Genomic DNA, 15,613 nt, shown 5'->3' on the forward strand with positions numbered 1-15,613 from the left:
CTGAGCTTTCGGCTGCTTCCCATTTTGCCGCAAAGATAGAAAATATGTTCTGAGTTTTACCCCGGGTGTGCTGATGTAAAAGGGATTTCACTATTCTTTGCTACAATTTATATCCTCTGTATCCGGATAAAATTGTGCCGGCTGCTTTTTACATCATATCAGACATTTATTGGCTAAAAAACCTTTGGAGGCGGTTTTGAAATAAAAAATGTTACCGCTTTGTGGATATTTTTTCAGCTCTTCTTCATTCAGATCACCCTGAGCAGTGGTGATGACCAGTATATCAAGCAAATCACCTGCGAAAGTACAGGAAGTAATATTGGGCACAGGCAGATCAATCTTATTCAGCAAGATATCATTAACAGGATCCCATCTGTAAACGCCAAAACCACCCCAGTGTGCCACCCAAAGCATTCCTTCCGTATCGATGGTCATTCCATCGGGTGTCCCCAGTTCTTTGGGGATATGCACAGCAATCTTTTCAAAAATGATTTTTCCGCTTTCTGCATTAAACAGGTAGGATTCAATGGTTTGTTTCGGGCTGTCGATAAAATACAGGCGCTTATTGTCAGGTGACCATGCCATGCCATTCGAAATAGTCAGTTGGTCTAAGTATTTGATTGGTTTCAGATCCTTATCTATACAGTAAAAAGATCCGGTATAAGGTTTGAACTCCATATGCATGGTGCCGATCCAAAGCCTTCCCTTAGTATCACATTTGCCATCATTAAAACGATTCGCTGTATTTCCGGGTTCAACTTCCAGCAGCATCTCCAAAGTTTCAGATTCTGTATGATACCTTGCAATACTTCTGTTTAATGCAATAATCAGTGTATTATTTTCGGATAAAGCAAGCATCCCGGGTTTCTGGTCGAACTTTCTCTTTTTTACCGTCCGGGTATTCCATTGGTATTCAAACAGAGTGTAGCCATCAATGTCTACCCAATAGCAGCATTTTTTTGAATTGTCCCACACCGGACCTTCTGCCAGCTTGCATTGTGAGGGATATAATTCTGTGGCTGTCATCTTTTATCAAAATCAATATGGAGAAGGACTGATGCAAGACCATCCGCCATCAATTACCAGGCAATGCCCGGTAATTTGTTTTGCTTTATCAGACACGAGGAATAAAGCTGCATCAGCAACGTCTTTTGTTGTTCCGGGGCGTCCCATCGGAGTTAATCCTGACCAAACCTTTTCATAATCAGGGTCATTCAACGTCCTTTCAGTTGCCGTTGCGCCGGGTGCAATGGTATTGACATTGATATTGTATGAGGAGATTTCAATAACCAGATTTCTTGCAAGCATTTCTATAGCTGCCTTGGTCATTGCATAGGCTGCCAGATTTTTATGTGCCTGATGCCCTGTAACAGAAGAAGTAAACAACAGGGATCCTCCTGTTTTTTGCTCTTTCATCTGCTTTACGGCAGCTTGTGCCAGAAAGAAGGTGCCTGTCAGATTAACTTTCATTACAGAATTAAAAGCTTCGGGACTGTAGCTCAGGAAGTCGCCAAATAAGGTGATACCTGCATTGGCAATAACAATATCCAGTTTCCCGAATTTTGAAACCGCTTCGTCTATCATACTTTGAATGAAATTAATTTCACTTGCATCTCCCGGCATTGCAATGCAGTTGCTGTTTTCCTGATGAATTATTTCTAAAGCCTTTTCAGCAAGACCGGTATCAATGTCATTCAGGATAACATTGGCTCCTTCCTTGGCAAGCTGTCTGCATATTTCAAATCCAATGCCCTGTCCTGCGCCTGTTACTATTGCTACTTTATTTATGAAAGCCCTGTTATCCATTGTTTTTTATGTAATTAGTGAGAATCTCTGCTTACTTCACTTCCTGAACCACCTTTAAGAAAGTGGAAGTCGGCACCTAAATGCGCCTGTTCAACATTATTGATATATAATCCGGTATAACCTCTTTCAACCAGGTTTTCCGGTTTGACCCATTTTGCTTTTCTGGTATTTAATTCTGAATCGCTGAGCTCAACATTCAGGCTCCTTGCTTCTAAATCAAGACTGATCATATCGCCTGTTTCCAAAACACTAAAATTACCCCCCAGTGTTGCTTCGGGTGATACGTGCAGTACAACAGTTCCAAACCCTGTGCCACTCATCCTGCCATCAGAGATTCTGACCATGTCCTGAATACCCTTTTCAAGCAATTTAACCGGTAAACTCATATTCCCCACTTCAGGCATTCCTGGGTACCCTTTAGGACCAACATTTTTCAGCACCAGAATGCTGTTCTCATCCACCGGAAGTTCAGGATCATCGATTCTGGCTTTGTAATCTTCAATATTTTCAAAGACAATGGCTTTGCCTCTGTGTTTAAATAAATGCGGACTTGCTGCTGAAGGTTTTATTACTGCACCATTTTCACAAATATTACCCTGTAATACGGCTAAGGCGGTTGCGGTATTGAATGGTTGTTCAATAGTAGCGATCACGTTTCTGTTATAACATTCAGCATTTTTGTAATTCTCCTGAATTGTTTTCCCATTTACTGTAATGCAGTCCCTGTTCAGAAAATTATCCAGTTCCTTTAAAAGAGCCGGAACTCCGCCGGCATAATAGAGGTCTTCCATGAAGAACTGTCCGGATGGCTGAAGGTTTGCAAGCAATGGGATAGGAGCAGATATCGGATCAAATTCTTTCAGTTCAAGAGGAACGCCAATTCTTCCGGCAATAGCTGTAAGGTGAATCACAAAGTTAGTTGATCCGCCAATAGCGGCATTCACTTTAATCGCATTCTCAAAGGCTTTTTTAGTCAGAATATCAGATGGTTTAAGGTCTTCTTTAACCATTTCAACAATTCTTCTTCCTGATAATTGGGCTAGTACTTTACGGTTTGAATCAGCGGCAGGAATAGCTGCATTGCCGGGTAAGGTGAGGCCAAGAGATTCAACCATGCAGGCCATTGAAGATGCTGTACCCATTACTGCGCAATGCCCACGGCTGCGGCATAAGCCGGCTTCCGCAACATTTAATTCTTCTTCAGTCATTAAACCAGCTTTCAGGTCGGCGGTAAAGCGCCAGACATCAGTTGTGCCAATATCCCTACCCTGATATTTCCCGGTAAGCATGGGGCCTCCGGATACTACAATTGCAGGAATATCCACACTACATGCGCCCATAACAAGGGCAGGAGTTGTTTTGTCGCATCCGCAAAGTAAAACAACCCCATCCAGTGGATTAGCGCGAATAGATTCTTCCACATCCATACTGACAAGGTTTCTGTACAGCATGGCGGTTGGCTTGATCAGCGTTTCACCGAGCGACATCACCGGGAATTCTACCGGAAAACCGCCGGCTTCGAGTATTCCTCTTCTTACAGACTCTGCCAATTCGCGGAAATGTGCATTGCAGGGAGTAAGTTCCGACCAGGTATTGCAAATACCTATTACAGGCTTGCCTTGAAATTCATCAGCCGGAATTCCCTGATTTTTCATCCAGGCCCTGTAAATGAAACCATCTTTTCCGGTTTTGCCAAACCATTGCCGGCTGCGTAATTTTTTATTCATTTTAATATGACTTAACAGTATCTAAAAAATATTTTTTGATCAGAGATAGCGATTTATCCCTTCTGAGCCTTGATATATTTAACAACCGTTCCAACAGGAGCAATCCAGATTCCGTTAGCCGGGTTTTGAGCATATTCAATTAACTTCTTCAGCATGCTTAGTCTTGTTGTCTGACTTCCGGATGAGCCCATTTCATGACCGGCAAGTACCAGCCAGGCACCCGTTTTTTTTGCATTTTCAATAAGGGGTAAAATCTGCTCAAATTCTTTTCCGTCCATTTCCATTCCGGTGAGCTGGGCAGGGTCACAAAACTGGGGGTCATTCGGACCTTCATCCAGCCAGCCCCGGCCACTTAAAAATAGTTTAGAAACTACAGGAACATAGCTTCTGGTGTTTTTTCCACTGCCTACATAGGTTTGTCCGCATGGATAGGCAAAAACCTCAGATTTTATACCAAGCAGATTCTCAATTTCATGATTTGCCATGATCAGCTCCTTCTTCATTTTTTTAAGGGTATAATTCTCTATTGCCTTTTGTCTTGACCATGGGAAGTTTCCGGTACAAGGGTGATTATAGGAGTGATTTCCTATTTCATGCCCGTTTTCTGCTGCTTTTTTCCAGCCTTCCAGTCTTTGTTTAACTGAATTAGGTACTACGTAAAATGTAGCTTTTACACCATACTCGTCGAGTAATGCCGTTCCCGCATCTACCTGGCTGGCACGTGCATCATCAAAGCTTAGACTGATGGCAATTTGTTTGCCTTCAGGCCATGCAAAGCCGGATGCGGCTTCTTGTGCATGTATTGTTTTGCCCGAAAACAGAACAATAAGCAATAGCAAAAAGTAATATTTTTCAAACAGCCGAATGCTGCCGCTTAAATTTTCAGAAAATGTTTTCATAGTTATTTTATAAGTGATTTTTAGATCATGATTTATAAGTATTATCTTACTGAAATCAGTTTATCTGTCTTGTTTATAGAGTTCTTTGAAATACTTAATTCCCTCAATGACCTCAGCAAGATTATTTTCCATTTTATGTTCACATTCCATATGAACAATCCCTTTGAATTGCTGACGTTTTAACTCAGCCACTACTGATGGGAAATCGATAACACCTTTGCCAACAATTACATCTCCGGCTTCGGTATTACCTGATTTATCTATGTCTTTTAAATGTACGCCAAGAATATGTCCGCTAAGCTTTTTCAGACATTCTGCAGGATTTAACCCGCTTCTTGCCCAATGTCCAAGATCCGCACAAACTCCAAAATTCGGATGGTCTTTCATAGCTTCAAGTACTGAATCAGGATGCCAGTAAATACTTTTGCCTTTTGCATGTTCGTGTATGGCTATTTTAATTTTATATTCTCCGGCAAGACGGTCGAGCATGTCCCAGGATTCCTTTTCGGGTTCAGCAACAAGATATTGCATTTTCATTTGTTTTGCCAGCTCAAAATAATACCGCCAGTCGGCTTCATTTTTTGCACCGGCAACATACATAGATCTCATCTCAATGTGTTTATTCCTGAGTATTTCCTGCATTTTGCTGATATCAGGCTTGTCTAATGATGACATACTTTTTCCATTTAGCTCCGTGCCGAGTTTATGGAAGGAGAAGCCTTCAACGTAATTTACTCCTGCTTTATCTGCTTTATCAATAGCATCAGCAAATGAAAACCGGTTGAACGAATACAAAGCTACTCCCATTTGCCATTCAGCATTGCCTTTTTGGGCATAGCATTCAATTAATTGCGCACTGCAAATTATCATGGAAATAGTAAGTACTATGTGCCGGATGCTAACTTTTAATGTTTTCATCTGTTTATTTTTATGGGTTACTAACTAATTTTAGCCTGAGTTCCCGCAAATCAAGCAAGGCACCCTTCTCAAAATGTTTATTTGACCTGAAAACAATCTTCTGAATACCTGATTTAAGTTTAATTGATCCCAAACTCTTTGTTTTAAAAGTTTCCCAGGATCCGCTTTTGTCAATTGTTCCGGTCAATTTTTGATTGCCGGCTTCCATTAAAAACTCTTTTCCTGCTTCCTGATCAGAAACTGACCATTCCAATTCCACATTGTATAAGCCTTCAGTTTTAATATCTGCATCCCATTCAACCCTGTCGGATGCAGTAAACCAGCCGAAAGCATTCCATTCAGGCATGTATTTGATATCAGGGCCAATAGCTTTCCCTTTACGGGCACTGAGCCTGAGTAAACCGTCGGCTTCCGAGCTTACCAGTTCAGGTTGACTGTTAGAGTCAACCCGGGATACCTGCAGGCTCTTCATTTCACCTTTTAAATAAGCAATAACAGATTCTTTCAGATGTTTTTCGATCGCAGGGGTATAGGGCGAAACCCGATCGACCTCGTATCCGCCGTGAGGCCATTCCTTTTCTGTAGGCAGATAACCCAGCCAGCCGTTTGTATAGCCAAAGAAAAATGTAAATGGGAAAGGAGATTGGTCGCGTATTTCATTTGAGATTTCACAAAATAATTCCACGGGCAAGCTCCATATAGCCACATCTTCATTAATTTTCAGAAACCTTGCAGGAAGGAGAACCATATTTTCCCCTGAAGCTGTTGTCCGCGAATAGCTGCCCAGATCTTTGGGCCAGCTTAATCCCGGTTTTCTGGGGCTTTCTATGGTCAGCGATCCTGAAATTAATCTGATGTCTGATCCGGATGATACTATTTCTTTATTTGCTGATAGTATTTTGTCGCCAAGTAAAACACGGAACTGACTGAGGTGTCCTGATCTGGGATTGGGATAAACACTGTAAATGGGTGCCAGATTACCTGCTGCACCATTGATGAAAAGAAGGGGAGCTCCAATTTTTTGTTCTACATATTCAGACACAATTCCGGGAGCATCTCCGCTGATTTCGGTATGATCCTGACCTAAAACAGTTCCATGTATAGCATAATTGGCTATCAGTGCAATCGGACTTCCATCTTCTTTATCCAGACGGATCAAACCGATCTTCCGATCTACCGCACCATCCGGATTTAAACCTAAGCTGGCTTTGCCGTCAACATCAATTGCCCTTCGATTGATGTTTGCCTGTGAAAATCCCCAGCCAACACCAAGTTTGGCTTTAACCAGTTTGTTTCGGGCTTCCCTGATTCCGTTTATAAGAGACTGTTTAACCAATGACGTATAGGCAGTATCTACATCATGCTTGTAGCGTTCGCCCATGAAAACCTCCGGCAGACCGGGAACACCAACTTCGGGTGCTGAGTGTGTATGGGTTAAAGTCCACCAGAAATTCTCAGGCTCAACACCTAATTGCTGTCGCAGGAGACCTGCAACATGGTCATATTCAGAAGGCGACATGATGCAGATATCAGTTGAAACCAGAAAAAATTGCTTAATGCCGTCGTCCATTGCCACAATCCGATGATAAATGCGATCATGGATTCCGGTTGATTTTCTCGCTGCATAACCCAATAGCATTTTGGGTTCATCCGGCGTAATGTCAATTTTAACCACAGAGGCACGGAATTCTCTTTTAGCTTGTTGCCCCGAACTTATCTCTGCAGAAATGATTAAAAGTCCTAACAGGAGATGGTTTAATCTTAATTTAGCCATGGTTTCATAAACTTGTGTTCAATATTTCATTCGTATGAATAGTGGAAGCATTAAAAACTTGATTGATTAAAATTTACGCAGATATGCCAGCAAATCAGCCATCTCCTGTTTACTGATCTTTTTTTCAAGTCCGCCAGGCATTGCTGACATATCAAGGCTCCTGATTTCTTTTATGTCCTGCCGGTTAATTGTTCTTTCAGGTTTTCCATTGTTCTTTAGGGTGATGGCAGCATCTGTTTCACTTGAAATAATGCCCTGAATTGATTCTCCGGTTTTTAGTTCAACATTCCAAAGGTCATATCCTGCTGAAATTGAAATGTTTGGATCAAGGATATTGGCCATGATAATCTCAGCTGTCCAGTTATGGATTGTTCCCAGATCAGGCCCCAGCCCGACACCCATTTTTCCTCTCATTTGATGGCAAATGGCACAATTGTTTACATAAACTTCCTTTCCTTTTGTGGCATCACCTTTTAATTCAAGAGCTTGCTGATAGGCTTTGTTGACTTTTTTACCCTCCTCCTCATTTTTAGTGAACAGTGCCCTGGCTCTCCTGCGAAGATTATCATCCTTATTTTGCATGAGTTGAACACTTCGTCCAAAACTTACGCTGCTTGCCTGAACTTTATTCGATTCTATCGCATCTAAAAGCAAACTTATCCTGTCCTGATGGCCAAGAAATGTTCCGATGGCAGCATCACGAATTTCCGGAGTGAGTACAGCCCACTTCTGCAAGATATAATTACTTACCTCCGTGCCAGATATTGTGCTTAATGTTTTTAATGCGGCTAATTGTACCATAGGTTGTTCCTGAGGGACAATCAAATTCTTAAGCTGATTGCTGAAAGGAGAGGGGTCTGTAAGCGAGATAAAGTTTATAGCCTCAGCTCTTTTTTCATCAGTAAAACTTTTGTTCGCCATTATTTTTAATGACTTGTCTGTTGCTGATTTTGCCAGCTTATCATCATTCAGTTCCGTAATTTTTAATATGTTCAGAGATGCATTTCTAACATTTTTAGAAGGATGATCAAAGAATGTTTTAATTAATAAACTATTGTATTGGTTAATTATTTTAATTGATTCGGGAGATTTTGATTTGAGTGATTCCAGTCCACTTGCCAGTCCCTCCAGCATTGGACCCTGCCATGCAGGAACTTTGCCTGCGTTTAGAGCTGTAGATCTTTGAATAGCCTGCTTTATTGCGGCCTGATCACCACGGTTTGCAATCATGGTGCTTGTACGCTGAACCAATGAAGCATATGCAGGATTACCCTGACGGTAATTATTAAGTACTTCCTGCAATATAGATTCAGATTGGGATGAGCCTGCCGTCAATGCAGCAATCTGTACCCATTTATCATTGATATCTTTAAACAGGAGCTTATTTCTGACGATGGCTGATTCTTTAGTATTAAAATATCCCAGTGTTAATAATAATTGCAGTCTTACTTTAGGATCACTATCGTTCTGCATCAACAGGAGTGAACTTTCCAGTTGAGGATAGTCTTTCAGGTGGATTTCTGCGAGCCTGACTGCATTTTCCCTGATTCCAGATTCTTTATCTTTTAATGCCTGCTGAATATGGCCAGGTTTCAGTTCTCCCATACCCTCAATTGTCCAGAGAGCATGCAAACGACCCATAGGAGAATCAGTATTTGTTATCATCGAACTGAGTGCAGCAAGGGCCTTTTTATCCTTTCGGTCAACCAATAGCCTTTGTGAATTGCTTCTCCACCATAAATTTTTGCTGGCAAGATACTTTACCAGATTTTCACTGCTCTCATTACCCAGTTTAAGTCCTTTTGTCCAGTCTGTGGCTTTTTGATCTTTTGCCGAGATTCGGTATATCCTTCCCATATCTGAACCATCATAAAGTCCTCCCGCCTTGATTGCTTCCTCAGACATCCATTCCGGAGACTCGATCACTCTGCGATAATAATCCAGAACATAGAGCGCTCCATCCGGACCAACATAAAAATTAACCGGGCGCGACCATGCATCGGTAGAAGTCAGGAATTCCTTATTCTTTAAAACAGTACTTGCTGTAAAACTTGCTCCATTGTCTTTCAGCTGATCTGCATGTACCAGATTGCTTACAGGCTCAGCAATAAAGCTTATATCCTTGTCAAAAGGTGCCGGGAACTCTCCGCCCTGATAAACAGTTATTCCGCACCCTGAGGTCATTATTCCAACATCAGTGAGCAATTGCCTGTCGGGGTGAGTGGTAGTAGGGAAAACTTCCGGGGCGTTCAAATGGTCAGACATTGATTGTATAGAACTTGAAATAAGAAGATCTTTGTTTCGTTCGAAATACCGGTTGGCAATCACTTCATGATATCCCTGATTGGAGTTATTACATCCAAACCAGTGTCCCCATTTATCAAAGGCATGTCCGAATTGTGTTTGAATTGAAAGGGTTTCTATCTTTTTGCTGTCGGGCAAAAACCTGACAGACCGTCCGTTAGCATTTTTGGGTAGTTTGGGAGCATCCGGGAAACCGGGAAAGATGATTTCTGATCCTTCATCACCAAAATCTTCTTTGTATTCGCGTGTAGAAGTTGCACCCTGATGTCCTATGTAGACCCAGTTATCCAGACCATACATTGGATTATTGGTATTGTGCTGCGGATTTGACAATGCAAAACCGGTGAGCAGGGTGTCACGGATATCTGCCTGTCCGTCATGGTCAGAATCTTCAAGATAAAGCAAATGCGGGGCATCTGTAACCATAATGCCTTTTTTCCAGCGCATCACTCCTGCGGGAAGAGTTAATTTGTCGGCGAATACAATGCGTTTGTCCATTTTACCATCGCCATTTGTATCTTTTAACAGGATGATATTTCCGCTTCCACTTTTATCTAATGGGTAACCATGCATCTCAACAACATACATATTGCCAAATTCATCAATTTCCATGTCAACCGGATCCGAGATCAGGGGTTCTGCGGCAACTAATTCTATCTTAAAACCCGGCGGGACCTCAAATGTAGACAAAGCCTGATCAGCACTAACTGCTGATGTAATTGTACCCTGACCTGATTTGTCTTTACAGCTACTGATAACAGATAATGAAATTAATAAAGCCCAGCAGAACCGGACATAACTATTGGTAGATGTGTTCATTGAAAATTGCCTGATTAAAATTCCCGTTTACGTTACAGGGGGGATATTCATTCCTCTCTGAAACTCATGTTTACTGAATTTCAGAGAGGAATGGTTAATTGATATTTTCGTTATTAATTATTCCGGATTATGAAATTTCCACCTTCTTTCTGTTGCGCATATAGATTACCAGTCCGGCGAAAGCCAGAGTAAGCACAACAGGGATAATCAGGGTAGCCTGAAGGATTTCAGGTCCGGCGGCACTTTTAGCCTGAGATAAGACCAGTGCCATTTCTGAGCCTCCGGGTGCAGCACTGTATTCCTGTAAGCTTGCCCCTTCAGGTAATTTTTCAATGAGCCTGGAATCATAATACCCGCCCATAAACATCATATAAACTGAAACAGCAAACATACCTGCACCACCCATCAGGTTTAATCCCAATGCACCAGACTGAGGGATGTTCTCTGCAACGAAACCTAGCATTGTTGGCCAGAAATAACAAACACCAATACCGAATATAAATGCTGCAAGGAAAATCGAATTACCACTTAAGGTACTTAAAAGATATAGTCCAAGGGCAGAAAGTATGGCCGAGATAAGTAAAACTCCCTGCGGAGAGAAGCGGTGAACTACCGGCTCTGCCAATCCGCGGCCTATGACCATTACACCAGTTGTTAGAGTTAATATCAGAATTGCATTATCAGTTACGTTCTTTAATAAAACATCAATCCATTGTCCGGTGAAGAGTTCGGTAATCGCAGTTCCGAACATACAGATGAACATAAAAATGAATAGCGGCGAGGTAACAGAACGGTACATGGCTGCAGTTGAAATTCCGCTGGATACACGTTCAGTTGGAGGGAACTGCAGTTTAGAAAATAAATACCCATAAATTACAGTTGGAATAAGCATTACACCTACCTGCATTTTCCAGTCAAGTCCTAATAAGTTGAATAATAAGACTATAAGAGTACCTGTAAATATTCCTCCCGGAAACCACAGATGAAAATGGTTTAATTTTGTGGTTTTATTGTCGGGGTATATTGCTGTCACCAATGGGTTGCATGCCGCCTCAACTGTTCCATTGGCAATACCAATAAGCAGAGTTGAAATGAATAGTGTCCAGTACCCCTGAGCAGTAATTGTTAAGATTATACCTAAAAGATGAAACAGAAATGCAATTACAAGCAATCGTTTCATGCCAATGATGTCAACTACCATTCCACCAATCACCACTGCAAGAGGAAAACCCCAGAATGCAGTTGCTGTAATGGTGCCTAACTGTGTTGCGTTGAGTTGAAAATCAGTCCCTAACTGATTTAAAATTCCCGCCCGGATTCCAAATGACAAAGAAGTAACCAGTAGTGCCAGGCAGCTTGCTGTAAAAAGTTTGTTTCGTTGAATAATTTCCATGTTTTAAGGTTTAGGTTATAAGGTTTTAAGTTATGGTAATTTATCAGGAAATCATAATTATGGGATTTAGTTTTGGAAGGAGAAAAGAATTGATTTCCTTTTAAATTTGATATTCTGCAAATACAATAAAAATGCAGACATGAAAAAGGGCCGCTGAATACCGGCGGCCCTTAGAATTATTTATTTGATTCTGATCAGATATCGAAAGAGAAATCATCCTCAGCTTTGGCTGTTTCCGAATGATTCTCTGAAAATTCATAACGTTTTTCAACCACATCCTGATGTGCTTTGATATAGTCTATTGTTTCCTTCAGACCTTCAGCAAATTTTTCAAAATCTTCTTTGTAAAGAAAAATCTTGTGCTTAATGAAAACACCATCCTCAAGACGCTTCTTACTTTCTGTTACAGTAACATAATAATCATTTGATCGTGTAGCTTTAACATCGAAAAAGTAGGTGCGCTTCCCGGCTCTTACCTTCTTCGAAAAAACCTCTTCTCTTTCTTTGTTGTCGAAATCTCCCATGTTTTTTTTAGTTTGTTGGGGGTAAATATAATAGATATTCGGAAAGTAACAAATTGATTTTTTTTAGCTGAATGGCTTATTTTTTTAATAGTGCAGTGAGATATTAATTACAGCGAAAAAATATCTGATTAAGCATGTAACTAGTATGATTATTTTGAAGAATTCTATTGTTCAGATTATTTATTCTGTTGTTTCTTCTTCCAGAAGCTGCTTTTCAAATAATTCAAAATAGCTTCCTTTTATAGCCATAAGGTCATCGTGAGTTCCCTGCTCAATAATTTCACCCTCTTGCATCACAAGAATCCTGTCCGCATTTTTAATAGTTGATACACGGTGTGCAATCAAAATGCTGGTTTTGTTTTTCATAATCCGGCCAAGACTGTTCAGTATCTGCTCTTCAGTTCGTGTATCTACTGCCGAAAGGCAGTCGTCAAAGATCAGAATCTGCGGCTCCTTAATAATTGCCCTTGCAATGGATAACCTTTGCTTCTGACCTCCCGAAAGTGTTATTCCCCGTTCTCCGATCATAGTATCGAAGCCTCTTTCAAACTCTATGATATTCTGATAAACTGCGGCATCTTTGGCAGCTTGTTCTACTTTTTCGGTTTCAGCAGAATTTAATCCAAAGGCTATATTATTAAAAATTGTATCCGAAAACAGAAATACTTCCTGTGGTACAAAGCCTGTTTGCTGCCTGTAATTCTGCAGTTCCAGTTTTTGTATTTCTCTTCCATCAATGAGGATTGAGCCTGAATCACAATCATACATGCGCATTAATAAATTGGCAATGGTTGATTTACCGGATCCTGTACGGCCAATTATTGCCAGAAACTCTCCGGGTCTGGCTTCAAATGACACATTTTTTATTGCCTGAATTCCGGTGTCTGGATAGCGGAAACTGACATTGTTGAACTTTATACTTCCCTTTAATACAAGATCGTCTTCCGGGCCTGAATGTATTTCAGTGTCTGTTTTCAGAAATTCATTAATTCTCTTTTGGGATGCGGCAGCCCTTTGTACAAGAGATGTAACCCATCCGAGCGATGTAACCGGGAAGGTCAGCTGATTGACATAGACGATAAATTCTGCAATATTTCCTGAAGTGATGGTGCCCTTCATAACCTCTGCACCACCTATATAAACTGTAATGATGGTGCTTAATCCTACGAGGAGCAACATCAATGGGTAAAAGAGAGCCTGAATCTGTACAAGTGACATGGAGTGAGATTTGTAGCTTTCACTTTCCCTGCTGAACTTATCACGTATATCTTCTTCCCTGACATAGGCTTTTATAACCCTGATTCCGGAAAAAGTTTCCTGTACAAAACTCGACATAGATGAAAGCTGCTCCTGGATCTTTTCACTGCGTTGATTAATAATGGTATGTACATAATAGATTGTAATAGCCAGTAATGGCAGCGGAAGCAATGAATATAGGGTCAGTCTTGCATTTACATTAAACATGGCCAGGATAATTAAAATAAACAGGACCACTGTATTGATGGTATACATAATTGCTGGTCCCAGGTACATCCTTACCCTGCTTACATCTTCGGTCACCCTGTTCATCAGATCACCGGTATTGTTTCGGCGATAAAACGCCATTGATAGATCTTGGTAATGGGTGTAAATCTCATTTTTCAGATCGTATTCAATATGTCTCGACATAAGAATGATTGTCTGACGCATGAAAAATAAAAACAGACCTCTTAAAAGTGCCAGAGCAAGTACACTCAACCCGAAAAGTAGCAGACTCTGTCCGAATAAATCCGCCACCAGACTTTGTCTTTCAAATCCGCTGTAGAGTCTGTATAATGCGATGTTTTCACTAACAAGATCAAACGCTATACGTATTACCTGAGCAGGTAATACACCGAATAAATTGGAAATAATGACAAAAAAAACTCCCGGAAGGAATCTCCAGCGATATTTATAGAAAAATTTATTCAGGTATGCCAGTTCTTTCATAGCGTAATTGGGAAGCAAAAATAGTTTATTATTTGTAAGTGTTGAGTAGTAGGTTCTCAGTTTTATGTGATGAGTAATGATTTGTAGATTTTAAGTTGCCGATGTCTGATTATGAGGATTCAAGCATAATTCATACATAATTTTGCATAAATCTAATTGGCTTAATCCAATTGACCCCCTGGATGAACTGAAACGAATATTAATTGTGATTGACTGAAAATGTTTAACTCTGACTTTCTGTAAAAACCAGATCAGATAAACAGCAATTGAATAAATATATTTGAAAATAGTCAGTCAATTGATCTAAATAATTCATAAGTATTTTGAATTAAGAAGTTAGTATTGAATTTTTACTACTTTTGTAAGGTAAAGCCAGATACGTAACATGATATTATCTCAGTTTGATGAACATTCAGTTTTTAGTCAGCTTAATGCTTTTGGACATCAGAAGGTAGTTTATTGCAGTGATCCTGATACAGGTTTAAAAGCAATAATTGCAATACATGATACAACACTTGGTCCTGCTTTAGGCGGGACCAGAATGCAGCTCTACAAGACTGAAAATGAAGCTTTGCAGGATGCATTGCGACTATCGCGCAGCATGACTTATAAAGCAGCTATTTCCGGTCTGAATCTGGGTGGAGGCAAGGCTGTTATTATAGGAGACAGCCGTTTGCATAAATCAGAGGCTTTGATGAGGAGGTTCGGCAGGTTCATAGAGAATCTTCACGGATCATTCATTACGGCAGAGGATGTGGGTACAACCCCAAAGGACATGGAATATATCCGGATGGAAACCAAGTTTGTGACCGGTGTCCCAGAGTCAATAGGGGGTAGCGGTGATCCTTCACCTGTTTCTGCAAGAGGTGTATTTATGGGGATAAAGGCTTGTCTGAAAGAGCATTTTGGAAATGACAGTCTTGCCGGCAAGTCGGTTGCTGTTCAGGGTATTGGTCATGTAGGCGAAAATCTTGTCGGACTGCTTAGAAATGAGAATGCCAAGGTTTATATATGCGATATAAATGAAGATCGTCTGATACAGATTGCAAAGAAATATGGGGCAAAAGCTGTTGCTAACAATAGTCTTTTTGATCTGGACATCGATATTTATTCACCCTGTGCATTAGGTGCAACGGTTAATACAGAAACAATTAACCGGTTAAAATGCCCGATTATTGCAGGTTCTGCAAATAATCAGCTTGCTGATGAGGTAGTACATGGAAATATGCTGCTTGAGAAAGGTATCTTGTATGCTCCTGATTATCTGATCAATGCAGGTGGTTTGATCAATTGCTATTCGGAGATTGCCGGATTCAGTAAAAAGAAAACACTTCAGATGGCCGAGAATATTTATGAGGCCACCAGAAGAGTAATTCAGAAATCAAAAGAGGAAAAAATTCCTACGATAGAAGCTGCCAATAAAATTGCTGAAAAGCGTATTGCTGATATCAGAAAAATAAAAGCATCCTATTAAGAGTTTA

The 15,613-nt window shown here is 40.6% G+C and carries 11 protein-coding genes; 1 reads left to right on the plus strand and 10 read right to left on the minus strand.

Annotation, left to right across the window (positions count from 1 at the left end):
* Positions 1–153 precede the first annotated feature (153 nt).
* The 10 genes from P2W72_RS05085 to P2W72_RS05130 all read right to left on the minus strand — a co-directional run bounded on the left by P2W72_RS05085 (position 154) and on the right by P2W72_RS05130 (position 14,132).
* A complete protein-coding gene (locus P2W72_RS05085) occupies positions 154–1,026 on the minus strand; it encodes an SMP-30/gluconolactonase/LRE family protein (protein WP_276359826.1) in 873 nt (290 codons plus the stop codon).
* A 12-nt stretch (positions 1,027–1,038) separates the two neighbouring features.
* Positions 1,039–1,806, minus strand: a complete 768-nt coding sequence (locus tag P2W72_RS05090; protein WP_276359827.1) for an SDR family oxidoreductase — start codon at positions 1,804–1,806, stop codon at positions 1,039–1,041.
* 14 nt (positions 1,807–1,820) lie between these two features.
* A complete protein-coding gene (locus tag P2W72_RS05095; protein WP_276359828.1) occupies positions 1,821–3,533 on the minus strand; it encodes an IlvD/Edd family dehydratase in 1,713 nt (570 codons plus the stop codon).
* Positions 3,534–3,586: 53 nt separating this feature from the next.
* Positions 3,587–4,432 (minus strand): polysaccharide deacetylase family protein, encoded by an 846-nt coding sequence (locus P2W72_RS05100; protein WP_276359829.1) that lies wholly within the window; start codon positions 4,430–4,432, stop codon positions 3,587–3,589.
* Between the two features lie 60 nt (positions 4,433–4,492).
* A complete protein-coding gene (locus tag P2W72_RS05105) occupies positions 4,493–5,350 on the minus strand; it encodes a sugar phosphate isomerase/epimerase (protein ID WP_276359830.1) in 858 nt (285 codons plus the stop codon).
* Between the two features lie 10 nt (positions 5,351–5,360).
* Complete coding sequence (locus P2W72_RS05110; protein ID WP_276359831.1) at positions 5,361–7,124, minus strand: neutral/alkaline non-lysosomal ceramidase N-terminal domain-containing protein; 1,764 nt, start codon at positions 7,122–7,124, stop codon at positions 5,361–5,363.
* Between the two features lie 66 nt (positions 7,125–7,190).
* A complete protein-coding gene (locus P2W72_RS05115; RefSeq protein ID WP_276359832.1) occupies positions 7,191–10,247 on the minus strand; it encodes a PVC-type heme-binding CxxCH protein in 3,057 nt (1,018 codons plus the stop codon).
* Positions 10,248–10,374: 127 nt separating this feature from the next.
* Positions 10,375–11,640, minus strand: coding sequence for an MFS transporter (locus P2W72_RS05120; RefSeq protein WP_276359833.1), 1,266 nt, complete (start codon positions 11,638–11,640; stop codon positions 10,375–10,377).
* Between the two features lie 194 nt (positions 11,641–11,834).
* Positions 11,835–12,164, minus strand: coding sequence for a DUF3276 family protein (locus P2W72_RS05125; protein ID WP_276359834.1), 330 nt, complete (start codon positions 12,162–12,164; stop codon positions 11,835–11,837).
* Positions 12,165–12,344: 180 nt separating this feature from the next.
* The gene (locus P2W72_RS05130) at positions 12,345–14,132 is read right to left on the minus strand and encodes an ABC transporter ATP-binding protein (protein WP_276359835.1); all 1,788 of its coding nucleotides are present in this window, start codon (positions 14,130–14,132) and stop codon (positions 12,345–12,347) included.
* Positions 14,133–14,517: 385 nt separating this feature from the next.
* Between P2W72_RS05130 and P2W72_RS05135 the strand changes: the two genes are divergently transcribed.
* The gene (locus tag P2W72_RS05135) at positions 14,518–15,606 is read left to right on the plus strand and encodes a Glu/Leu/Phe/Val dehydrogenase (protein ID WP_276359836.1); all 1,089 of its coding nucleotides are present in this window, start codon (positions 14,518–14,520) and stop codon (positions 15,604–15,606) included.
* Positions 15,607–15,613 lie beyond the last annotated feature (7 nt).

Source organism: Daejeonella sp. H1SJ63, from assembly GCF_029360775.1.
In the GTDB taxonomy this organism is placed as follows: Bacteria; Bacteroidota; Bacteroidia; order Sphingobacteriales; family Sphingobacteriaceae; genus Daejeonella.